Source organism: Sutcliffiella halmapala (assembly GCF_002019665.1).
GTDB lineage: Bacteria > Bacillota > Bacilli > Bacillales > Bacillaceae_I > Sutcliffiella_A > Sutcliffiella_A halmapala.
Map to the genome: position 1 here is coordinate 193,610 of NZ_KV917375.1, position 24,411 is coordinate 218,020.

Here is a 24,411-nt window from a genome sequence, read left to right on the forward strand (position 1 = left end):
AGGTGATTCTATGAAGAAGACCGGCTCCCTTAATGAGATAAAACGAGGACAAGCCTTATCGTTTCGGATTCCCTCTGATACTCCTGACCACCTGTTAAAGCATTTGCAAAGGTTAAAGGAGACAGAAAGAAGAAATTTCTCTAGTAAAATTGCGGAATTTGTTTTGCAAGGGGTAACGAGCTCAAGTGCTCGGGAAAAAGAAACTATTTCTATACCTTTGCCTAAATCCTTATCCAAAAGTCAAAGAGACTGGTTAAAACATCAACATTCTGAAGCGCTTTTGGGAAGTATTGTCTACCAATTACTCTCGGATCCTGTTCGGGCTACGAGTCTCTTAGCGGCGATGAACAGTAATTCTGTAGATATTGATGAAGCCCTTTACCTCCAAGAAGATATCCCTTCTACTCCAGCCCCAGCTCAACCAGCTGACCAGGCTATATTGGAAGAGGAATCACAGGTAGAGCCCTTCGATGATGACGATCTAGATTCTTTTGACTGGAACAAAGCAGTACAGGAGCAGGCATCAACAGAGGAAGAACCAGAGGAATTAGAAGCAGAAGATGTGGACAAATTGCTCGGAGATTTTTTAGCTCATATGAATAAGTGAAAAAAAGCTGCTATCTAACAGGATAGTAGCTTTTTTAATAATTTCTATTTGTTTTAAACATTATAGTAGTAATAAGCATTCATGCTATAATAAAAAAACAGGAGGTGAAAAACATGGAAGATACGCTAAAATTGATACTTACTGAAATACAGGAACTTCGTGGAGGACAACAAAAACTGGAGAAGAGAATGGGAAATTTAGAAGTAAGCATGGACAATCGAATAGAAACAATGGCAACACAGCAGGAGCGAATGGACAATCAAATGGAAGCATTGGTAAAGGGCCAGGAGCGAATGGACAATCAAATGGACACATTAGTAATGGGACAATGTAGATTGGAAACGAAGTTTGATAACCTAGAAACAAAAATGAGAAGTAGCTTCAAACATCTTGATGAGAAGTTAGATGTACACAAAGAAATAGTTGAAATCGTTTCACAAAAACTACAATAGGTAGATATAAGTATATTAAATAACCTATTTGCTATTTTGACCTCACTCACCAACCCATATGTATGACCCTCAGCATCCATTAAAGAAAATTCATCCAAGTATTGGTATGCGCTTTTTTATACTTCATTCTCCACCATTTCATTATAGACACACATTAAATAACAGTACTAACTTGCGTATATGCCTGTTTCAAATAGGATTATAGGAAGTTTTACTCTGTTACAATCAAAAAACAACATGTATTCTGTAGAAATTAAAAGAAGTTCAATTCGTTTTATGGCCACTAAAATTATGTAATATCCTTATTTCTTTGCATTTCGAATCAATTGTTTAATCTCCAAATAAGATGGTAGTATGAAAAGGATATATATTTTTACGCAAGATAGTTATACCAATATGCAAACGGGTATAAGATAGAATGGACCTAAAAATGAAAAGACCTTCGAACTATATAGCAGAATAGTATATTTTCTATCGAGCGACGATGCTACTAGAACTATTAGATTACTTTTTCTTCTCTTTTACCTTGAGAATTCAGCTATTATCGCTATAGCAAACGGTCATAGGGAAAAATACTCCGATATAATGCCATCCGTGTTTAATTTCGAACGATAAGTAACAATCACAGAGAAAATATAAAATAAGTTGTAATGATTGGTGGGGAAATAATGACAACAGAAAGTAAATTTATAAATAAGTCGTATTTTGAGACGTTTATACTAGATATGGAGACGAAGCATCCAGTTCAAGTACTAGGAGAGGCATTTCTAGCTGAGCAGACAAAAGAGGTTTATGATTTGTCTTTTATTCGCTTTGCACAAGGAGAAGTATATTATCATAGTAAAGACTATGAAAGTGCTATCTTTAAATGGGAAAATATACATAATGAGTTAGAGCCATGGGCGAAAAAAAATATCGCTGATTCCTATTACGAGTTAGGTATGTTAGTAGAGGCAGAGGATATTTACACAAAAATTCAAACGGATAACGATATACTTCGCAGTGAAGTAGCTATGCAGTTATTCTCTCTATACGTGGAAAGAGAAAAACTTGAAAATGCCTATAAAAATCTACGAAAAGCGATTACTATCAACCCTGATTATCCGAATGTAACCGATACAGCTCGTACTTTTTATGAAGAGCAAGAGGACTGGAATCATGCCGTTGAGCTGGCAGTAAATGAAGCGATTCGTACAAAATCACCAGAGTGGTTTGATCGATTAAAGAATTATGTAGAGCAAGAAAGACATACGGAAGGCTTTGCACCAGAGTATTTTGAAGAAGTCCTTATGGTGTTATTAGAGACAGATCAGCATGCATTTGAGGATATTACGGCGGCATTATGGCATAGCTATAGAACGCACCCTCTTTACTTATCTTGGGTTAAGACAATTAATACTGTTTTCTTAACAATGGAGAAAAATAAGTCTGCAGCATGGAACCAAGCCTCAGACCTACATCAGACTACTTATCTTGAGCTAATAGAAGGAAAATATTTAGTAAGAGAATTAGAAGGAATTGTTCCAGATTTATTAAACAACTGGTTAAAGATATCCAATCAATCAAAAGCGCTTTTTGCAGCAGCAGCAGTTATGTCATGGAGTGAGGTATTCCCAACAGCTATCTCAGCAGATACACTTCATGACGCAGAAAATCGAATTTTTCATTATGAACATGACAGTATCCAAGTAAGCTATACAGTTGACTTGTTCAAAACGCTTATTAAATGGGCAAAAAATAATCATTTAGAAGTTTCTCATCAGAAAAAATGGTTATTTTCGCAACTGACTAACCTACATCAAAAACACATTGTCGTTACAGGGACTGCCCAAAACGGTAAAACGTCTTTCCTAAATTCAATATTAGGTGAGAAGTTACTTGGGGAGGAAACTTGTCCTGTTTTCGTTCGTGCTGATGGAGAGTTAATGGAAATGAATGAGATTTCTCATCAAGGAACAAGAGTAATTAATGATCTAACAGACCACCTAGAGGGAGCAATGGTGGAGTTAAAATGGCCATCCGTATTTTTAGAGGACCAACAATACTCGCTCATCAGTACTTCAGAATTTGATGTAACTAAAGTAGAAGGGAATGACACGTTAGATTTTGTTCCATTATCTGATGGGTTACTCTATGTTTTGGACGCCCAAACTCCATTTACAGAAGAAGAGTTACATGTGTTAGTGAAGATAAAAGAGCGTGCTCCAGAAATCCCAGTGCATTTCTTAATAAACAAAATGGATACAGCCTTTCATGCAGCAGAGGCAGAGCAAATTATCGATGAAACGAAAAATAGAATTAATGAATTCTTCCCGGATGCGCGTGTTCATCCATATTCATCTGTACGAGCAGCAAATAAACAACATCCCGGCTTAGCATCGTTTATGGAAGCAAACTTCAAACTACGTAATAAAGCAATTGAAGAGAGACGCACTTCTAAGCTGTTGCAGTTAATCCGCACCACCTTAACCGAATTATTGAATAGCAGAATTGCGATGGAGGATAATTTAGTTGGGAAAGTGACGTTTAACGAAGATATTCAAGGAAGGCTAAACGGATTTATCAACCATCTTCATGACGCTGAGCTTGAGAAAATTCGTGCCATTTCAGAAAACTACCGTGCTGTTACAATCGAAATGAAGCGGGAAGTAAAGAAAATGATTCCGAAGCTCCTTAGAGAGTGCTCTAGTTATGTAAAAGAAGATAGTAATTTTAGTAAGCTTCATCTTGAATTAAATGAAAAAATGAACGAAAAAATAAAAACCTATATGCAGGTTGACCTTCTTCCGAGATTTCGTCAGGAACTTCAGCTATGGATGGACGATTCAAATCGAGAGCTGCTTGATAGCCAGGAATATTTAAAGGAAATGAGTGAAACCTTTAATGCACTCTATCAAGAAGATCGTATGCAATTAGATTGCGACTTTAAAGTAATAGAAGACTGGCGTCGAGATGTAAACCGTATGCTAAGCCGAGCGGAAGTTGAGAAAGAAAATATTCTTAATCGCCCTAATACAACTCAATTCCTACTAAAAAGCGCAGGGCGTCTATTTGGATCTATTCAAACCAATAAGCATGTACTATATAATCAATATAAAAAGTACATTGAAAATGAAAAATTTGAAGATGTAACAGAATCGGTAATAAAAAAGTTTTTCTTAGAATTCAACCTGTTTGAGAAGGCATTAAAAGCGGACATTACGATGTTCTACCAAGCGCCTTTCACAGAATTAAATAAAACGGTAGCAGACACGGAGCTAACCATTCAGCAAGCAAATCAAAAGCTTGACCAAATGAAAACTAGCCCGGAACGCTACTACGACCCGCTCAAATTATTCGAAGTAAGATTACAACAATACGAATTTATGGTAAAAGTGTGCGAAGATAATGCCAACATCCCAACTCACTAAACCATTTTAACCCAATAAAGCAAGCTTCTACCTGATGATTTTCGGTAGAAGCTTTTTTTATAGCTATGTCAAAGCCTATTATTGATTGTAGTAAGGGGGAGATTCCTGCTTAAAGGAGCGTGTTTAGGGATACCCCTAAAAGCCCCTTCACTTCTTTCTTTTTCCTCTGATTGAGCTACTCAGAGGTCATGCTTTTCCTTTCTAACAAAAACCATGATCTCGAACACTCACAAACACCTACAAAGGAGATCTGCGGGGAGTCCACACAGTTAACCTACTCTATTTTCATCGGTGACACCCATGTAAGTCAGATTTACACATGGATAATGAAAAAGTGGAACGTCAAGCATCCCCCGTCTCCCCTGATGATTGTAGTGCAAGGTGTGAGACTCCTGTGGGAAATAGCGTTTTGTGGAGACCCCGCAGGCGCATAGCGCGCCGAGGAGGCTCCACAAGCGCCCCACGGAAAGCGAACGCCTGGCACGGAAATCATCAGGGTGTTCCAAAGGGTTCACCCTATTTCCAGGATAGCCTTATAAATAAAAATACACCTACGTATCCCAAAAACCCATTCAATCTGCACTTCTATAACGTATAAAACCAAACAAAAAAGTAAATGAGTTATAATAAGACAATTAGAAGAAAATAATTTAGTAGAATGGATGAAAATATGCGACAAGAAATCACACTGCGAGTCAAAAATAAATATAGCAAACAATACAAAAATGGCTATCCTTTAATCGTAAAAGAAGCGATAATCAACGGAAAAGACCTAAAAGAAGAAGGTGCACTAGTCAAGTTAGTCGATGAGAAAAATCAATTTCTTGGTAAAGGCTACTATGGGAATCAAAATAAGGGGTATGGCTGGATTGTTACTCAAAAAGAAAAGGAAGACATGGATGTTCCTTTTCTGAAAAATAAGATCCAAAAGGCTATGGAGAAAAGAACCTCACTAATGAAAGATAACGATACAACTGCTTATCGCTTATTTAATGGAGAAGGTGATGGTATCGGTGGATTCACGATTGAATATTTCGAGGGATACCTGGTTATTAACTGGTATAGCAAGGGTATTTATTCCTTTAAAGAAGAGGTATTGGTAGCAATTAGTGAGGCGATAGACTACAAGGGAATATATGAGAAAAAGCGATTTAATACAGATGGGACTTACGTTGATGACAATGATTTTGTAACAGGAGAACAAGCACCCGCTCCTCTATTAATAAAAGAAAATGGAGTGAAATTCGCCGTTTATTTAAATGATGGAGCTATGGTGGGAATTTTCCTTGATCAACGAGAAGTAAGAAAGACGATAAGGGATAAGTATGCAAAAGGAAAAACGGTACTAAATACATTCTCTTATACAGGTGCTTTTTCGGTGTATGCAGCACTGGGTGGGGCTAGTAAAACCACAAGTGTAGACTTGGCAAATCGTAGTCTCCCAAAAACGATCGAGCAGTTTAACGTAAATGGGATTAATGAATTGACTCAATCTATTTTGGTAGAGGAAGTATTCCATTATTTTAAATATGCTAAAAAGAAAAACCTGAAATTTGATATGGTCATCATGGATCCACCAAGCTTTGCGAGATCCAAAAAAGTAACTTTCCGAGCATCTAAGGATTATACAAGTTTAGTCAATGACGCAATCGCAATAACAGAAAAGAACGGCATTATCGTAGCCTCGACCAACTGTAGCACCTTCGGAATGGACAAGTTCAAAGGCTTTATCGACCAAGCGTTCAAAGAAAGCAAACATAAATATAAAATCTTAGAAGAATTCACTTTACCGAGTGACTTTGCTACCATCCCTCAATTTAAAGAAGGCAACTATTTAAAAGTAGTATTCATTCAAAAACTAGGCTAATAGATCAACTAAATCAAAACAAAATTACCCAAGAACCATCCATAAAAAGCAAGGGTCTGGCACCTCACCTCCCCAAACCCAAAAAGAACACTTCTTCCCTAACGAAAGAAGTGTAAAAACAAGGATCTAACCAAGCGGTGCCAGATCCTACTCTCTTGCTCATCTAAGCACTAACTTTCAAATAGTACTTAGGATCCCTTCTGCAAATTATGATACATATACTGATACGATTTCGATTCTTCGATCATTCCCATTTCTAAGTACAGCTTCGTTAACCACTTTATCGAATTAATATTGGTAGGGTTCAACTCTAGCTCCCAGTTAAAACACTCGACTGCATCGTTAAGCTGTTTCATTTGATAATACATTTCTCCAAGTGCATACATTTGATCAGGATCATCTTTAATGGCTGCCATTTTCTTGATTTTTAGCAGGATAGGTGCAGTCGGATACTGTCTGTAGTAGGTTTCCAGCCATTGATGGGTATAGTCTAAGCCTTTTTCTTTTAACAGGATTGGCACGATTACCTGAAACAAAGCTTGAGCTTGTTTAGGAGATATCCCGTCTGATAGGGGAAGATTTAAGGATTCTACGATATTTACATGTGTGGTAAGGTCCATATGAACAACGATTTCCAGAAGATAAGGAAAGTTAGCTATGGAGATTGGTTTCCCATTTTTCGTCAGCAGAAGTAGTGCTTCTTCGTAGCGTTCTTGTTTTTTTAGTAAGGTCAATAGGTCCTTAGATAGTTCATCGTGTTGGGATGTGCGGTGTAAAGCTATATAACTTAAGAAATCCGCTTTTTCGCTATTCGTGTAATCAGTTGGTAAGTGTTCAAGCAATTGTTTATAGTTGGCTTTGTCGTTTGTAGTTGAGTGAATAAGAGCGTGTGTAGATAAACAGAGTAGTTCCGTTATACGCGCTTCTTTGATAAGAATTTTTGAAAGGATGGAGAGGCATTTTTCATCATCTAAATGCTCATAACAATACTGTTCGACATATAAGGGGTCTTTTGTCATAAGAGTAGTGATTTTTGACTGATAAAGAGAATGGTAGGACTGGTACTGAAGCTGTTTAGCCATTTCATTTGCCCATTTGAAAGTAGGATAAAAACGAACAAGTAAGTGAAGAACTTGATAGGTGTGGAGAAGCTGTCCTTCTCGGCGGAATTGGAGTGCGAACTCTTTGATAACCTTCATAATCTTATCTTTCTTCATATAGGAGTCAAAGATGGTCAAGATATTGGCTGCTTCAAGTGGAGAGTATTTCTTTTGTACCTTTTCCCATAGCGGGTTCAGGGACGGGAAGGTGTGTACGCGATTGTTCGTGAGTAAGTGAGATAATAATGGGTGGGTGGGAGTAAGTTTGATCCCTTTTTGCAAAATCGTACTTAATCTAGAGATTCTTTTTATTTTTGTAGTACATTTTCCAGTTAGATAAGAGGTTTTATAAAAAAGTAAATAATAGCATTCTGATAGCTCCGTGTTGAAAGCTTCGATAACCTGAAATCCTTGATATACGTATAGGCTCATCGGTTTTAAGAGTAATTGCTGTTTCTCATGCTGAATGGTTATTATCGTTTCATTTGTCATTTGTTTCCCTCCATTGGTTTAGACCTTGAGTGAGAGATAGCTTCTACCGTAATTGTAACACGAAACGTATCAGAAGGAAAAAGTGAATAATCTTTACAAGGACCAATACGCCAAAATTTTCATATAATAAGGGATGAAACTTGGGTATGTAAGGTGGAATCCGAATGATTAAAGCTCGAATTGGGAGCAAATGGAGGGAATATGAAGGGGAATTGGAAACTTATTTTTCCTCTTTTAGAGATGGAATAATTGGCAATAATCAATTGATGCAAACCCCCTACGGTGAAAAAAAGATTATCTACGCAGACTGGACAGCAAGCGGTCGCTTATATGAGCCAATTGAAAAAAAGATGATAGAGAAAATTGGTCCTTTTATGGCAAATACTCATACAGAATCTAATACAACCAGTTCGTTTATGACGGCAGCCTATAAGAAAGCCAAAGAAATAATTAAACATCATGTTAATGCTAGTCAACAAGATGTCTTAGTAATGGATGGATTTGGTATGACAAGTGTTATGAATAAATTTCAACGTATGCTAGGGTTCCGTGGTCCAGAATCATGGAAAGTAACCTTAAATTTAAATGCAAAAGAGCGTCCGATAGTCTTTATTACACATATGGAGCACCATTCTAATCACACCTCGTGGTTGGAAACAATTGCAGAGGTGGTCATTGTTCCTCCAGATAAAGGAGGATTCGTGAGTCCAAGTAATCTGGAACAACTGTTAAAGAAATTCCATCACAGAAAATGGAAAATCGGCTCATTTACAGCCTGCTCGAATGTAACTGGTATCCTGACGCCATACCATGAATTGGCAAAGATAATGCACCAGCATGGCGGAATTTGTATCGTAGACTTTGCCGCTGCGGCCCCTTATATGACGATTGATATGCATCCAAATAATGACTTGGAAAGATTAGATGCCATCGTCTTTTCCCCGCATAAATTCCTCGGAGGACCAGGCACAAGTGGGGTATTATTATTTGATAGAAATCTATATAAAAATAAGGTGCCAGATCATCCAGGTGGAGGGACCGTTACTTGGACCAATCCCTGGGGCGGGCACGCATATTATGAAGACATCGAAACTCGTGAGGAAGGCGGCACACCGGGTATTCTACAGGCAATCCGCACGGCACTCTGTATAAAAATCAAAGAAAAAATGGGCATTGAGCAAATAATGAAACGAGAAAAGGAGCTAGTTGGCATAATTTTAGAAGAACTTAAGTCTATTCAAAAGGTCCAGGTCTTGGAAGCGGATAAGAAGGAACGGCTAGGAGTGGTCTCCTTTTGTGTGGAAGGGATGCACTATAATTTGGTAGTAAAGTTATTGAATGATCGATATGGCTACCAAGTAAGAGGTGGTTGCTCCTGTGCCGGTACGTATGGGCACTACTTGTTTCATATAAACCAAGAGGGATCTAAGGAAATCACAGACAAAATTTCGGCTGGTGATCTTTCGAAAAAGCCTGGATGGGTAAGGTTCTCTTTGCATCCTACTATGACAAATGCTGAAATATATGACTTTGTCGCTGCGTTGAAGGCGATTGTACTCCATCAAGATAGCTGGAAAAAAGAATATAAGTATTGCGCTAGTTGTAATGATTATTTTTATATAAAACCAGAAGGGCGTAATGTAGATTCCGTGTTTACGGTATAAAAAAGAAGCAGAGGGTAGCTACTGGCTATCCTCTGCTTCCGGTATATTAAGGGGGGGAGTTCACATAGTCTTAATTCCTAAGGAGATTCTAGAGATTAATTAAAAGGCAGTGCTTGCCGTTGTGTCTTTCACAACTAAGATTACCTTACCATGATCAAGCTTTTCTTCAAGCTGCTCTGCTTCAGGGGCAGTAAATCCTAACTCTTCAAATTGGGCACGAAGCTCGTCCCCTTTGCTCCTGAAAACATTCTTTACAAACGTATCTAATCCAACATCGCCAATACCAACTGTGTTAGCATCTGCATTATCTGCTACGCGCTTTGTACGATCAGCATCATGAGCAATGACGTAAATATCATCCTCGTGGACACCTCTAGCTTTTAATTCTTGTACAGCACCTACAGCTTGTTCGTCATTTTGAAATTCTTTATAAATTGGTTTCATCATCTATCGCCTCCTTGGTTATGTAATAAAAATACCCGTATTACAGAAAGTGAAACATACATGGAGAAAAAAATTAAAATTTTTTACCGATCTAGCGAGAGATGCTTTCAGGAGTTTACTCTAAATAATTACTTGGAAATAACAAACACTAGAAAATATCCATCAATAGAAGGAGGACATAGGATGCTTTATGATTGCATGGTAATAGGAGGCGGGATAGCGGGTCTGCAAGCGGCGATACAATTGGGGAGATACCAGTATAAAGTAATTGTGATTGATTCAAATAAGGGCCGCTCCAACCTTTGTCGCTGTTATCATAACCTGCTCGGTTGGCCTGATGGAGTAAGTGGACAAACCTTAAGAGATCTAGGAAAACATCAAGCTGAAAAATTAGGAGTGCTTTTTATTGAGGATACTGTTACTAAAATAAAGCAACAGGATGCATTTTTTTTGGCAAACACTCAAGCATCCAGCATCTATAAAGCAAAGCGTCTCTTACTAGCAACAGGAGTAAAGGACAATATTCCCCCGTTTACCGAACTCTACCCATGTCTTGGGATCAGCATCTTTGTCTGTCCTGACTGCGATGGGTACGAAATAATAAATAAGCATACTTTAGTTATTGGATCAGGAAATGTGGGGGCGAGTATGGCCATTTCTTTAATACACTGGTCTCCAAACATCACATACATAAATCATGGACAGCAATCAATAGATGAGCAGAATCTGGTTCAATTAAAAGAAAAGCAAGTGACTGTTGTTTCAGAAAAGATTAAAAGCGTCCAAGTAGAAGGTTCCAATCTTCATGGAATTACATTAGAAAACGGTCAAACGGTGGAAGCTGCTTTCGGTTTTCTCGCGTTAGGAGGCAACATAGTAAACACGAGTTTAGCCGAACAAATAGGAGTTGAATGTCTACAGAACAAACATATCCAAGTTGATCCCAGAACGAAAATGACAAACATCCCAAACGTGTGGGCAGCAGGGGATATTGTGGCACACTCCGAACAAGTGGCCATTGCGATGGGAGATGGACTCCAAGCAGCAATTTGGATGCATAAAAGCTTGATTGGAGATGGAATCGGGAATTAACTTGAAATAAAAAGGGAAATGGTGCCTGGCACCATTTCCCTTTTTATTACTTTTCTATATTAAGCGTTGTTTTCCGCCCATTCTTCGACGTCCCATACTTTTGTTACCCAGTCTTCGTAGAAGCTTGGTTCGTGGCATACTAGTCCTGTTGTCGAGTAACGCGCTTTATTTTTCGCAATGAAATCCTCTTGCTTTTTAATGAATTCCTTTTGCTTTTCGTACGCATTGATATGCTGCACGAATCGTCTTACCTGGTGTTAAAACGGTATGTTGGTCCAAATATCCGTAATGTACCCCTGAAGTCCATTCCACACGACCAGTATCATACACGATTTCTCCAGTAATAATATTCATTAAGGTTGATTTTCCACCCCCGTTCGTTCCAACTAATCCAACATGTTCCCCTGCAAGTAAAGGCGCAAAGTAACATCTCTAAATAACATACGATCGCCAAAACTATGGCTTAATCCATCTATACTCAATAAACTCATGTAAGTATCCATCCTATCTACTAAAAATATCTATTTTTCATCATACTAAAATATACAAGGAAAGGAAAAGAGAAGTTTCTTCCTGTTTTATTTATTTTTCTAATCTATTTCAACTCTATTTCATATAAAATGGAAAATAGAGAGAAATCGGTGGAGAGGGTGGCGCACCTTTGATGAAAATGAAAAAAGTTACATGGAGTGGATTAATTGTTTTTCTTCTTATAGTCGGTTCGACATTCATCCCAACAGGTTATGACGTGCTGTTCGCTGGAGAACCCATCCCGTTAGATGAAATTGTTCAATATGAGGATGGATATGAATTAGATGGAGAGATTGGAATGACGTATGTTTCTTCTTTAGAAAATGTTGTTTGGCCTTACCTTTTGTTAGGAGTGTTACTTGAAGAGGGGGTGGAAATACAACCTGCCACATCAGAAATCCTTAATATGGACTTAGAAGATTTACATTATCAATATTTAACCATGATGGAACAATCGAAAATTAAGGCTGAATACATAGCGCGCGACTATATGGGAGAAGAACCAGAACTTACGTTAACGGGCTTTTATCCTGTGCATTATATTCCGGATTGGCAATTCAAAGACAAAATAAAGGTAAGTGATATTGTTGTAGGGATAGATGGAATAAAGCTTGAGTCTTTTAATCAAATGGATCAGTTGATTCTAGAAAAGCAACCCAATGAGGAGATTATGTTAACACTGCTTCGAGATGGGAAGGAATTAGATGTATCGGTTCGTACCTATTCTGAAAAAGATTATAACAATAACACCATACTAGGCGTATACCTTGAGCAAGTATTTGAATTAGAAGAAGATGGAAAGATTAAGTTTAATATCGAAGAAGTTGGTGGGCCAAGTGCAGGCTTGATGCTTAGCTTAACTCTGATTGAAAAAATGACAGAGGAATCATTATTAAAAGGTAATAAGGTAGCAGGAACCGGCACGATTGAAATGACGGGAGAAGTAGGTCCCATCGGTGGCGTAAAACAAAAGGTTATAGGGGCAGATAGTGCTGGTTATGATTATTTTCTTGTTCCTGCGGATAATGAATACGGTAATAATGAAGAAATTGCGAAGCGAACAGTGGAAGAGGAAGGACTTTCGATTAAAATTTTCCCGGTTGCTACATTAGATGAGGCAATGGAAATGTTAAAAGGACTGCCTCAGAAGAAATAGGGGAGTTGGGAAGTCGTAACATTTGGCTTCCCAATTTCCATTATTAGGCACTATAAATGGAGGGATAGAATCATTTGTTCTCCAATTTTCCCTACCTTTCTTCTACCCGTATCCTTAAATCCTACCTTCTTATAAAGTCTTTGAGCAGGTTTGTTTTTACCATTTACAGCTAATACAACCTCATTTTTCTCCGGGAAATGTTCGGCAATAAAACCGCTTAACAACTGTAATCCTACCTTAGCATATCCTTTTCCTTGTTCAGAATGATTAATGGAAAAAGCAATTAGTAGCAATGCCTGTTGATTAGGGGTGTATTCAGATACGAGTTCTCCAGTACAAAGAACAAAGAATCCAACAGGCTGAGAATCGTGAGTAATTACGATAGGATTTCGCGAAGTATCTTCCTTTGCCTTACGTACCATTTCATCTGGCATTCCCGTAAATTGGGCTTGCTCCAGAGGTAAAGAAAACTGCATTAAAACAGAATCATAGGATGCATCATATTTATTTAATTTAATTTCACCGATCATCTTCATTCACACCTTTTCCTTAAGCTGATAATGTATTTTTATTTTCCTTGCACATATGACAATAACAGGGAATAAGCTTAATAAACTTATACATATCCAAAATAAATATTGTTGATTTATGGAGATAAAATAATCGAATAAAGCGCCACCGAATATATTCCCTAATGTTCCCCCGATTGCCATTGCTATAGTGGAAAACCCTAAGTAAGCAGCTACTAGGCCGTTAGGGGCGGAACGAACAGATATAGCTTGATAGCTTGGTAATAGTATCATCGTTCCTAGTGAAATACCCATTAAACATAGAAGAATACTGAATAGATTTGGAACGATACTAAGTGGAATAAATAATAGAGCCATACATAAGTACGACAGAAAAAAGATAGACGTGGTTCGTTTCTTCTCTATTAGTTTGATGAAGGGCATTTGAAAAAATATAATCAATATAGTGACAACAGGAAAGATCCAATTGGACGAACCTGTATAGCTATTAGCAACGATTGGTAAGGATAAATATAACTGCTGATGGATGAAATAAAATGGAATCATACCAAAAAAAATGAACATAAACTGCTTATCCTTCATAATGTAAGAGATTTGGGTAAACCATCTGGCATGACCGTCCACTACAGGGATAGAAGGAATCCGTATATAGAATAAACTCATGATCAAAAATAACCCACCTGTTAAGATGGATAAACGATCAAATGGAACGTGATATAAAAACATGCCAAACATAGGTCCTAAAACTGCCCCTGCATTTTCTACCATATTCATGAGACCGTAAGCTTCCTTTTGTTTCTCTGGTGTAGAATAATAGGCAATCGTTGCCCTTAGCGCTGGGCTGAAAAAGGCACCGCCTAACCCACTTAATGCTGCTGAGGCTATTAAAGCTCCTCCATTCGAAGCATATCCCATCCCTATAAAGCCTAGACCTCTTATTACAAAGCCTATAAGAGCCATCGTCTTATACCCTAATCGATCAGCTAATAATCCTCCCCAAATCGCAAGTCCTTGTTGAGCAATTATTCGAATTGCTAGAACTCCACCGATAAAACTAACCGAATATCCCTTTGACTCACTAAAATAGGTAGCTAGATAGGGAATGAATAGATAGAAGGAAAAAGAGGCGATGAAGTCAATGAAAAGGACGCAGTTACGCACATTCCAAAAAGCTAATAATTTTTTAATTGTAAAAGCTACCTCCTTCCGAATAAGCATTACGATTAACTGCCTGTGTACTACTCCCATTCATTCTAAAATAGTTTCATTTATTAATAAAACGAAAAATTATGATATTATTTATTATAAAAATTGATAAATGGGAGAGTGGAGATTTAGTGGAATATGAACAGATGGAAACCTTTTTAACGGTTGCACAAACAAAAAGCTTCTCACGCTCTGCTGAAATCCTTCATGTAGCGCAAACTACTATCTCGGTAAGAATCCAACAACTAGAGCGAAGTGTTGGAAAAAAGCTATTTAATAGAAATACTCGAAGTTTGGAGCTAACAGAGAGTGGTCATGTCCTATTACCGTATGTAGAAAAGGCAATGGAGCTAATAGAAGAAGGAAAAAGTGTCTTAGATTTGGCGAATCGTTTTACAGGGAGACTTCATATTGGGGGATTAAATTCATTATGGAATCAAAGCTTTTCAAAGATTCTTTCAACCTACATAAAAGCTCATCCTGAAGTAGCAATAAAAGTTGTGAACGGTCATACAGATGATATCTACTCCAAACTTAGAGACGGCATCCTCGACATCGGGTTTGTATCCGCACCTCCAACTAACAAATCCTTTGAAGTTATCCCACTATATAGTGAAGGGATTATACTAGCAAAATCTACTTCTTTTGATTTGAAGGGAGAAACGATTAAGTTATCCGCTTGTTCTCATCTTCCATTTATCCACATGGATTGGGGACCACCTTTTTCAGAATGGCTGGAACAAGAAACAGGAGGCATGAAATTTTTAGGAGTAGAGGTGGATTCCTCTAACCTTTTAGTAGAGCTGTTAAAATCAAGTGTAGGTCTTGGATTTGTATTAAAAAGCTTGGCACAAGCATACATCGAGAAAGGAGAATTAGAAGAGGTTCCGTACACAAGTGAACTCCCGTCTCCATTAAAAACTATCTATCTAGCGTATTCTAAACGAAAACAGGATAAGGTAGAAATAGAGCTTTTCGCCACCTTTATGAAAAAAATGCTCCATTATTAGTTGAAACCACCCATTTTTCACGGGTGGTTTCAACATGAATATTATTTATCAAATTTCATTCCTTTTAAAAGGTCCGCAAACGGGTTATTAATAGGTTCCGTTTCTTTTTCTTGTTGTTTTAAATACTTTTGTACTGTACGCTTATCCACTTTTCCACCAGATTCCTTTTTACGTCTCGCTTCAAAAGCAGATAGCTTCTCACGATATCCACATTTACATGTGAAGATTTGACCGTTACCTTCCCCACGAAGCTCCATCTTCTTTTTACATTGAGGGCAGCGGGCGTTAGTGACGCGTGCCACGTTCTTTCTATGACCACATTCACGATCCTGGCAAACAAGCATTTTTCCTTTTTTATTGTTAACCTCAAGCATCGGTTTGCTGCAGTCTGGACAAGATTTCGTCGAGATATTGTCATGTTTATACTTTTTATCACTAGCTTTAATGTCTCGGACAATTTCTTTTGTGTGTTCTTTCATTTCATGAATGAACGCATTTTTATTCAGTTTTCCTTTTGCAATTAACTCGAGCTTTTGCTCCCATTTAGCAGTGGTAACAGGAGACCTTAATTCCTTTGGTACTAAATCTAAAAGTTGTTTCCCTTTAGAGGTGATATAGATTTCCTTCCCACCGCGCTTTTCGATTAAGAAAGAATTAAAGAGCTTATCAATGATATCAGCACGAGTTGCTACTGTACCAAGTCCACCAGTCAATTTTAACGTGTCTACCAGATTTTTATCTGTTGTTTCCATATACTTCGTAGGGTTTTCCATTGCAGATAGTAAAGTAGCCTCTGTAAAGCGTGCAGGTGGCTGTGTTTGTCCGGATGTTTGAACAATTAATTTGGTCTTTAATACATCGCCTTTTTCTAGTTGAGGTAGTAACTGCTCTTTAACATCATCAGTTGAATCCTCATCATCAAAGCGATTATTGTACACTTCTTTCCAACCAGCATGAATAACAGTTTTTCCTTTTGCTACAAACTTTTCGTCCATAATTTTTGCTTGCACGGTTAACTGCTCATATTCAAATGCAGGGAATAGCACTGCTAGGAAACGTTTAACGACAAGGTCATAAATTTTACGTTCTTTATCTGTGAAGGCAGAGATATTTACGTAGCCCTCTGTTGGAATGATGGCATGGTGATCACTTACTTTGCTATCATCTACGAATGCCTTTGAAGCTCTAATAGGCTTATTTAATACTTTATTTGTAAGAGAACGATATTCACCAATACCACACGCTTTTAAACGCTCCGGAAGCGTACTAACGATATCAGTTGATAGATAACGTGAATCTGTTCGAGGATAAGTTAATACTTTATGCTGCTCGTACAGCTTTTGCATAATAGTTAGTGTTTCTTTCGCAGAATAGCCAAAGATTTTATTAGCATCTCGTTGAAGCTCAGTTAAATCGTAAAGGGCAGGTGCAAATGTTTTCTTTGCTTTACGATCAATGGCGATGACGTTTGCATCCTTCCTTCCAAGAGATGAAACAATAGCATCGATTTTTTCTTTATTAAAACTACGACTATTCCCGTTTGAATCTTGCCAAGTTAATTTAAGGCCATCTGTTTGGGCTTCAATGCCATAAAAGGTTTGCGTTTGGAAGCTCTTAATTTCTTCTTCACGTGTTGCAACCATTGCAACTGTTGGGGTTTGAACACGCCCACAATTTAATTGAGCATTAAATTTTGTCGTTAATGCACGAGTTGCATTTAAACCGATATACCAATCTGCCTCCGAACGAGCTACAGCGGAAGCATATAGATTTTCATAAGCTTTACCTGGCTTTAAGTTTTGGAAGCCATCCTTAATAGCTTTATCTGTGACAGAGGAAATCCACAGGCGTTTGATAGGCTTTTGGACGTTTACTTTCTCGATAATCCACCTTGCAACTAACTCGCCCTCTCTCCCTGCATCAGTGGCAATGATGATCTCGTTCACATCACTACGAGTTAACTGTGATTTGACCGCATTAAACTGTTTTCCAGTTTGTTTCATGATAACTAGCTTCATGCGTTCAGGAAGCATAGGTAGGTCTTCAAGATTCCATGTTTTATATTTATGATCATAAACTTCAGGGTCTGCTAAAGTAACTAAATGACCTAGAGCCCATGTAACGATATATTTATCTCCCTCTAAAAAACCATTGCCTTTCTTCGTACACTTCAAAACATTTGCAATGTCCCGTGCAACAGAAGGCTTCTCAGCAAGTACTACACTTTTTGCCATTTGTTCAAACTCCTTTACTAACAATGTACCGTCTAATATACCATAGTTTCCATAGGGAAATTACGTATACTCCGCTATTTTACCAGCTAAACATTTGCCTGATGTCACATTTACAATCTCCCTATTTTTATAAAGACACTCACGAAAAGTAATTTTTTGCACCATGAGAAATGAAATATGAAGCGTTAGATAGTTAACCTTCATTCTCACCGGCTTCCCCTGTAGATTGGAGCTCTATTTTTTCAAAAATCGCGCTAATATGAGAACCTCCTCGATTTACGTGAGAACCTATGTAACTTGTGTGAGAACATCAGCGAGTTTCATGAGAACCTAGCACACTAACGTTAGAACCTCGGGGATCTACATGAGAACCTCGGCTCCTTTCAACCGAAACATTTGTAGGCATTCACCTAAGTCAAACCATCTGCATAGGCTAAAAAGGATAGCTTTATGTTAAATATCCTACCATTGAAGGGGTGTTCTTTTTGGCAGGGAAAGTATTAAATTATTATGCAGGTGGTAATACAGCTCGTGGGTTTTATAGCTTATATGATTCTAATATAGAAGGATTAGATCGAGTTTTTATCTTAAAAGGTGGTCCTGGTACAGGAAAGTCTTCTCTTATTAAGAAGATAGGGAATATCTGGAGTGAAAAGGGCTATGATATTGAGTTTTTACATTGCTCCTCAGATACATCATCAGTAGATGGAGTGATTATTCGTGCTCTTGGAGTAGGGATTGTGGATGGTACAGCACCGCATGTGATTGAACCGAAAGCACCAGGAGCAATTGAGGAATATGTTAATCTAGGTGAAGCGTGGGACTCCGATTTTTTAGCAGAATATAAAGTGGAAATTCTTGAGATGGCAGCGAAAAAAAAGGAAGCGTATCAAGCGGCCTACCACACCTTTGCGAGAGCATTAAAGGTGCATGATGACTGGGAGCGATATTATATCCATAACATGGACTTTGAAGCAGCGAATGAATTAACCAATACACTAATCGATACGTTATTTACAGATAAAAGTGTGAACAGAAAGGCGGATGTACGCCATCGTTTTCTAGGTGCTGCAACGCCAGCTGGTGCAAAGGATTATGTCCCGAATCTGACGGAAGGCTTGACTAATCGCTATTTCATCAAAGGTCGTCCAGGTTCTGGAAAATCAACGATGTTAAAGAAACTAGCAAAAGCATCTGAAGAAAAGGGATTTGACGTAGAGGTTTATCATTGTGGTTTTGATCCTTATAGCTTAGATATGATAATCGTTCGCGAGCTTGGCTTTGCTATTTTCGATAGCACGGCCCCTCATGAATATTTTCCTGACCGTGAAGGGGACGTTATTGTCGATATGTACGAAACTACGATTCGTAGCGGAACGGATGAACGTTATGAAAAAGATATCAAGCTTGTCAAAGAACGCTATACCACTACCATGAAAGATGCAATTGAAAAATTAGCAGAAGCAAAAAACTGGCATGAAAAACTAGAGAAAATCTATGTAAATGCGATGGATTATAGCGTGGTTGATAAATGGGCAGCCACAATTCAAGCAGAAATAGAGAAAATAGCAGAAGCGAAATAAGCTAGGAACACCCAAGCAGCGGAAAAATTGGCTGATTGGGTGTTTTTTATAAATTTTTGGAGAGTAACAGAGAGAGCCTAGCCCGATCAAACAAAAAAGGAGGTGTCCTCATAATAAGGACACCCCAAAGATCCAATATCTACAAATCAACTCGAACCTCTACCCCAAAGTGATCTGACACAATCTCTTTATTTTCCCCGTTAAAAATAACGCGTGATGATGCTACTCTGACAGCCTCACTGCTTAAAATGAGGTCAATGCGTAGGTCCTGTTTATTCTCATCCCAACCGGCAATCTTACCTTTAACCGTTACGCCAGCATCTCTTTCCGTTGCGAGCGTGAAAGTGTCAAAAAGACGTTGCTCCAAAATCAGATATTCGTAGCCTTCCCCACGGATATGAGCGCTATTGTTAAAATCTCCCATTAGAAAATATGGTTCCGATCCTTTCACATGCCTCAGAAGTTGGTCAATCTGATAACGTGCAGGCTCCTCCTCATCGTTCCACCAGCCAAGATGACAAGTATAAAAAGAAAGATCTTTTCCGCCGTACGAAACTGTCACCCCAACAATTTTCCGGGTTTTCCAGTACTCGGTGTCGACACCTTTTGAAACAAAGAAGGAATGAGTTTTTTTAATAGGATGCTTTGTTAAAATAGCAAGTCCCTCTTCATACGTGTCGTACCCCATATGGGCGAAATCCCAGACTAACTGATAGTCTAGGGATCCAAGCTTCTCGAGCTCTTGCTGCAGCACCAAGCCAAAGTTATTCTGCTTTATATTAGCTTGAACGATCCCAGCATTGATGCTTTGACTAACCTCCTGAAGAGCGATGACATCGTATGCTTTTTCCTTGATGGTTTGGGCAAGATGTTGAATTTTCTCCATTTGATTCTCTTCTTGCCAGGAATGGCAATTTAAGGTTAGTAGGTTCATTTTTTACGCTCCTAACAAATCTTGAATATCGGATTTAATGACATCTGCTTTTGGTCCATAAATGGCTTGGACACCTTTATCCTTCACAATTAAGCCAAGTGCCCCATTTTCTTTCCATTTTGCTTCATTCGCAACAAGCGCACGATCTTTCACTGTTACACGAAGACGAGTCATACAAGCATCGACATCCTCAATATTATTCGCTCCACCTAGTAATTCAATAATAGCAGGTGCTAAAGAGTCAGCCTGTACACTTGCAGTAGACCCAGTAGCGCCTTCCTCTTGCTCAATATAATTTCCATTACGACCAGGAGTTGGGAAGTTAAACTTCTTAATCATGAAATTCGCAACAGCAAAGTTTAAACCAAAGAAAACGAGACAAGCAATTACAAAGTTAACAAGGTCTAACCACAATCCAGCTTTTACAATCATTGGTGTCCGAGTCAATAGTTCGATCACACCGAAAGCATGAACACGAATGTCAATCACATCTACAATAGCAAAAGCGAAACCAGTCATAATAGCATAGAGGACATAAAGCACAGGCGCCGCAAACATGAACATGAATTCAATTGGCTCTGTTACCCCTGTTAAAAACACAGCAAGTCCTGCAGATAAAAACATCGATTTGTATTTTTTACGCTTGTCCTTATCGACATTACGGTACATCGCGTAAGCAATCCCAATTAAAGCTGCACATGACAGAATCATTTGTCCTACTTTGAATCGAGCAGGTACGATCTCTTTTAAAAGTGCCTCATAAGATTGAGTATCCCCAGCTGCTAAGAAGTTATTTAAATCCGCAATCCAAGCAAGCCATAACGGATCCTGTCCAGAAACTACCTGTCCTGCACTTCCACCCGTTAAAATTTGATATGTACCACCAAGAGATGTGTAGTTCATTGGTACAGTTAACATATGATGTAAACCAAATGGTAATAATAATCGTTCTAATGCACCGAAAATAAATGGTGCGACAATCGGTGCTGTATCACGAGAAGTCGCAATCCAACGGCCGAAATCATTTAAAAGTCCTTGAATAAAGGGCCATACGAGTGAAAGAACAATCGCAGTGATAACAGACCCACCAATAACCACGAAAGGCACAAAGCGTTTGCCATTAAAGAACGACAAGGAATCAGGTAATTTATTATAGTTGTAAAACTTATTGAAAAGGTTTGCTCCAAGAAAACCAGCGATAATTCCGACAAATACACCCATATTTAACGCAGGGGCACCTAATACGGAAGTGAAATAATCACCAACCACTAGCTCTTGTCCAAATAAAGTAGTGAATGTTGCCTTTGGATCAGCAAGCATCGTATTATTAACACCGAAAATCGCCCCAGTAATGCGATTTATTAATACGAAGGCAATTAACGCAGCAAATGCTCCACCTGCACGTTCCTTTGCCCATGATCCACCAATAGCTACCGCAAATAATATATGAAGATTTGTAATGATGGCCCAACCGATATCTTCCATCACTCTTGCAATCGTTTGCACAAGAACGATATCTCCACCCGTCATGCCAACCAACTTACCTAGAGAAATCATAATACCAGCAGCAGGCATAACAGCCACTACTACTAGCAATGCTTTACCGAATTTTTGCCAGAAATCAAAAGACAAAAAGTTCTTCATTTTAACAACCTTCTTTCTTAATAGTAATCTATAAAACTTGTAAACGAATTCATTTGTATTCGATTTAGTTGCTCAATATGTGCAACCGTTTGCATTTTTCTATTGTATGAGATAATCCTCCACAACGCAAGATAAAAATACACTTTTATATAAAATAAACGCAGTTAACATATTAGTAAAAAGTAGTATATCAAGAAAATTAAATATAGATGAAATAGTCTTACTTTGCTGTATTACCTATACATACCTTGGGAAAAACAGTACACTATGATTCGTACTATTGTATAACAAAGGAGTTTATATATAATGAAAAAATGGATGAGCATATTTATAGCAACTGTACTAAGCATAGGGATATTAACTGGTTGTGGTACAGAAAATAATACTGATACAAAAGATAATGAAACAAACAACGCAAATCAAGAAAATCAAGATATTCCTTTATTGGTTGGATTACAAATGGAAATGATTGATACGATTCGTAAAGATATCAAGCAAGTTACAAACTACGAGGCAACCGGCGATGAAGCATTACAAGAAGAGGCTGTCACAACAAGCAAAAAAATTGCGAATGAGCTCCGTGGAATCGAAATTCCTTCTGAGCTAAGCGATGAATTGCAAGCTGGCATGAAGGATTCTGTAGAACTATTGGCTATCTATTTCGAAGAGCGTGCAGCTGCTTTAACAGCTGATCCAGACTATACAGAAATGGAAGCAGCATTTGCAGCATTTCACAAGAAAATTGGTGCAACATTTGAAAAGGCAGGCTTACATGCACCAAACTTTGAAAAAGATGTTATTTAATAAGGCTCTTTTCGTAAAGATTGTTGTTTTAAGCTGGTAAAAAGTCGGCATTTGGACTTTTTACCGTCATTTTGCTTAGAAAATAGAAGAAAGGCCCTCGATTACATGATGGAAAAGAGCACGATTGCAATGATAATGACGGGTTGATTCTATTTACGAAAAGCAACAAAGTATGCGAAAACTGCCTTTAATAATTATTAGGTTAGAAAGCCACTTACCGAGTTATGGTAGGTGGTTTTTTATTATAGGAAAGTGAATGCAATAATCCGGGAAATAAAAAATGTCAAAGTAGCGGTGTTTAACAGAGTACATAAAAAAAGAAAATACTTAGCAATCCGAAAGACTTGCTGAAATCCAAGTTTCGTGATAGGATTTATCTAAATTAATAGTTAATTTTCTTATCCAGAGAGGTGGAGGGACTGGCCCGATGAAACCCGGCAACCGCACAAATTAGTGTAGGTGCTAACTCCAGCAAGACAAGCGTTCTTGGCAGATAAGCAGATGTTACGGGATACTACTCAAACTTCTTCTTATCGGGGAAGTTTTTTTGTTTATCAGAACAATTCAAAAGAGGGGAAGAATCAGAATGAAGTTTGGTTTTTGGTTACCTATTTTTGGCGGTTGGTTGAGGAATGTTGAGGATGAAAACATGCCCGCAACCTTTGATTATGCAAAAAAAGTGATTCAACAGGCAGAAAAGCTAGGTTATGATACGACATTAATTGCGGAATTATTTTTAAATGATATTAAGGGTCCTGAGGAAGACAGTCTTGATGCTTGGTCGACTGCTGCGGCATTAGCGGCGGTGACAGAGAAAATAGAAATTATGGCGGCGATTCGGCCTGGGTTTCATAATCCGGCGATTGCAGCAAAAGCGGCAGCGAATATCGATCACATTAGTAATGGGCGCTTTACGCTGAATGTGGTTTCTGCTTGGTGGGAAGAAGAGGCAAGACAATATGGCGGAATTTTCACCGAGCATGACGAGCGATATGAGCGAACAAAAGAATTTATTGATGTGCTAAAAGGCCTGTGGAGTGAGGATTCCTTCAGCTATGACGGAAAGTATTATCAGCTAAAGGATACGAAGCTTTTCCCGAAACCAGTGCAACGACCAAATCCAATTCTTTATGCTGGCGGGGAAAGTCCAAAAGGAAAAGAAGTGATTTCTTCCTATTGTGATGCTTATGTCATGCATGGTGGAACAGTAGAAGAGGTATCAGAGAAAATAGCAGATATGAAACAGAGGAGAGTGCAAACAAATAATCCGCCTTTTCAATCCTTTGGGATGGCTGCTTACATCGTTTGTCGTGACTCAGAGGAAGAAGTACAAGAGGAGCTAGCTAGAATTACTAATGTAAAAGAATCAAGTGCATATGCGGGATTCAAGGATTTTACTAGCAAATCGCAGCTGGAGCAACAGATTCAGCTACAAGACTATTCTGTGTCAAATAGAGGACTGCGTCCCAACTTAGTAGGAACTCCGGAAAAGATTGCGGAGAAGATAAAAGAATATGAAGCGGCAGGTGTGGATCTATTGCTTCTCCAATTCTCCCCGCAACTAGAAGAAATGGAGCGTTTTGCAAAGCAAGTTATGCCTCTAGTAAATAGATAGGTGACATGCTTTGCCCACACGTAATGATACATACAA

At 38.3% G+C, this 24,411-nt stretch carries 19 protein-coding genes, 1 pseudogene and 1 riboswitch; of the genes and pseudogenes, 11 read left to right on the plus strand and 9 right to left on the minus strand.

Features of this window, described 5'->3' with window-relative positions; genetic code table 11:
• The first annotated feature begins 10 nt into the window (after window positions 1-10).
• From BK580_RS00930 to BK580_RS00945, 4 genes are all read left to right on the plus strand, one after another.
• Window positions 11-607 (plus strand): hypothetical protein, encoded by a 597-nt coding sequence (locus BK580_RS00930; RefSeq protein ID WP_078378517.1) that lies wholly within the window; start codon window positions 11-13, stop codon window positions 605-607.
• A gap of 113 nt (window positions 608-720) precedes the next feature.
• A complete protein-coding gene (locus BK580_RS00935; protein ID WP_078378518.1) occupies window positions 721-1,059 on the plus strand; it encodes a hypothetical protein in 339 nt (112 codons plus the stop codon).
• Window positions 1,060-1,727: 668 nt separating this feature from the next.
• Window positions 1,728-4,469, plus strand: a complete 2,742-nt coding sequence (locus tag BK580_RS00940; protein ID WP_078378519.1) for a hypothetical protein — start codon at window positions 1,728-1,730, stop codon at window positions 4,467-4,469.
• Window positions 4,470-5,139: 670 nt separating this feature from the next.
• Window positions 5,140-6,336, plus strand: a complete 1,197-nt coding sequence (locus BK580_RS00945; protein WP_078378520.1) for a class I SAM-dependent rRNA methyltransferase — start codon at window positions 5,140-5,142, stop codon at window positions 6,334-6,336.
• A gap of 188 nt (window positions 6,337-6,524) precedes the next feature.
• On the opposite strand, the gene BK580_RS00950 is transcribed toward BK580_RS00945, so the two are convergent.
• Complete coding sequence (locus tag BK580_RS00950) at window positions 6,525-7,928, minus strand: tetratricopeptide repeat protein (protein WP_078378521.1); 1,404 nt, start codon at window positions 7,926-7,928, stop codon at window positions 6,525-6,527.
• A gap of 164 nt (window positions 7,929-8,092) precedes the next feature.
• On the opposite strand from BK580_RS00950, the gene BK580_RS00955 reads away from it, so the two are divergent.
• Complete coding sequence (locus BK580_RS00955; RefSeq protein ID WP_078378522.1) at window positions 8,093-9,592, plus strand: aminotransferase class V-fold PLP-dependent enzyme; 1,500 nt, start codon at window positions 8,093-8,095, stop codon at window positions 9,590-9,592.
• Between the two features lie 99 nt (window positions 9,593-9,691).
• Here BK580_RS00955 and BK580_RS00960 read toward each other — a convergent pair whose 3' ends face one another.
• The gene (locus BK580_RS00960; protein WP_078382597.1) at window positions 9,692-10,036 is read right to left on the minus strand and encodes a YflT domain-containing protein; all 345 of its coding nucleotides are present in this window, start codon (window positions 10,034-10,036) and stop codon (window positions 9,692-9,694) included.
• A gap of 183 nt (window positions 10,037-10,219) precedes the next feature.
• Between BK580_RS00960 and BK580_RS00965 the strand changes: the two genes are divergently transcribed.
• Complete coding sequence (locus BK580_RS00965) at window positions 10,220-11,128, plus strand: NAD(P)/FAD-dependent oxidoreductase (protein WP_078378523.1); 909 nt, start codon at window positions 10,220-10,222, stop codon at window positions 11,126-11,128.
• A 59-nt stretch (window positions 11,129-11,187) separates the two neighbouring features.
• On the opposite strand, the gene BK580_RS23235 is transcribed toward BK580_RS00965, so the two are convergent.
• Both BK580_RS23235 and BK580_RS00970 read right to left on the minus strand, forming a co-directional pair.
• The gene (locus BK580_RS23235; protein ID WP_139364814.1) at window positions 11,188-11,367 is read right to left on the minus strand and encodes a hypothetical protein; all 180 of its coding nucleotides are present in this window, start codon (window positions 11,365-11,367) and stop codon (window positions 11,188-11,190) included.
• Window positions 11,366-11,619 (minus strand): annotated as a pseudogene (locus BK580_RS00970) (ATP-binding cassette domain-containing protein); the annotation flags it as partial. The gene BK580_RS23235 and the pseudogene BK580_RS00970, both read right to left, overlap by 2 nt.
• Window positions 11,620-11,792: 173 nt before the next feature.
• Here BK580_RS00970 and BK580_RS00975 point away from each other — a divergent pair.
• Window positions 11,793-12,815 (plus strand): S16 family serine protease, encoded by a 1,023-nt coding sequence (locus BK580_RS00975; RefSeq protein WP_078378524.1) that lies wholly within the window; start codon window positions 11,793-11,795, stop codon window positions 12,813-12,815.
• Window positions 12,816-12,865: 50 nt separating this feature from the next.
• Here the strand turns inward: BK580_RS00975 and BK580_RS00980 are convergent, their stop codons facing one another.
• Both BK580_RS00980 and BK580_RS00985 read right to left on the minus strand, forming a co-directional pair.
• On the minus strand, window positions 12,866-13,351 hold the full coding sequence (locus BK580_RS00980) for a GNAT family N-acetyltransferase (protein WP_078378525.1): 486 nt from the start codon (window positions 13,349-13,351) through the stop codon (window positions 12,866-12,868).
• Complete coding sequence (locus BK580_RS00985; RefSeq protein ID WP_169864726.1) at window positions 13,352-14,563, minus strand: MFS transporter; 1,212 nt, start codon at window positions 14,561-14,563, stop codon at window positions 13,352-13,354. It lies immediately after the preceding gene.
• A 119-nt stretch (window positions 14,564-14,682) separates the two neighbouring features.
• Between BK580_RS00985 and BK580_RS00990 the strand changes: the two genes are divergently transcribed.
• Complete coding sequence (locus BK580_RS00990) at window positions 14,683-15,561, plus strand: LysR family transcriptional regulator (RefSeq protein WP_169864731.1); 879 nt, start codon at window positions 14,683-14,685, stop codon at window positions 15,559-15,561.
• A gap of 41 nt (window positions 15,562-15,602) precedes the next feature.
• On the opposite strand, the gene BK580_RS00995 is transcribed toward BK580_RS00990, so the two are convergent.
• Complete coding sequence (locus BK580_RS00995; RefSeq protein WP_078378528.1) at window positions 15,603-17,795, minus strand: DNA topoisomerase III; 2,193 nt, start codon at window positions 17,793-17,795, stop codon at window positions 15,603-15,605.
• A gap of 485 nt (window positions 17,796-18,280) precedes the next feature.
• Between BK580_RS00995 and BK580_RS01000 the strand changes: the two genes are divergently transcribed.
• Complete coding sequence (locus tag BK580_RS01000; RefSeq protein WP_078378529.1) at window positions 18,281-19,378, plus strand: PRK06851 family protein; 1,098 nt, start codon at window positions 18,281-18,283, stop codon at window positions 19,376-19,378.
• Between the two features lie 139 nt (window positions 19,379-19,517).
• Here the strand turns inward: BK580_RS01000 and BK580_RS01005 are convergent, their stop codons facing one another.
• Both BK580_RS01005 and BK580_RS01010 read right to left on the minus strand, forming a co-directional pair.
• Window positions 19,518-20,312: an endonuclease/exonuclease/phosphatase family protein gene (locus BK580_RS01005; RefSeq protein WP_078378530.1), complete on the minus strand. Its 795-nt coding sequence runs from the start codon at window positions 20,310-20,312 to the stop codon at window positions 19,518-19,520.
• A gap of 3 nt (window positions 20,313-20,315) precedes the next feature.
• Entirely contained in the window at window positions 20,316-21,956 is a 1,641-nt protein-coding gene (locus tag BK580_RS01010) for a PTS transporter subunit IIBC (protein WP_078378531.1), read from the minus strand.
• A 306-nt stretch (window positions 21,957-22,262) separates the two neighbouring features.
• Between BK580_RS01010 and BK580_RS01015 the strand changes: the two genes are divergently transcribed.
• Both BK580_RS01015 and BK580_RS01020 read left to right on the plus strand, forming a co-directional pair.
• Window positions 22,263-22,760, plus strand: coding sequence for a hypothetical protein (locus BK580_RS01015; RefSeq protein WP_078378532.1), 498 nt, complete (start codon window positions 22,263-22,265; stop codon window positions 22,758-22,760).
• A 395-nt stretch (window positions 22,761-23,155) separates the two neighbouring features.
• Window positions 23,156-23,260: riboswitch (SAM riboswitch) on the plus strand.
• An 86-nt stretch (window positions 23,261-23,346) separates the two neighbouring features.
• Complete coding sequence (locus BK580_RS01020) at window positions 23,347-24,375, plus strand: LLM class flavin-dependent oxidoreductase (protein WP_078378533.1); 1,029 nt, start codon at window positions 23,347-23,349, stop codon at window positions 24,373-24,375.
• The last annotated feature ends 36 nt before the right edge of the window (window positions 24,376-24,411 follow it).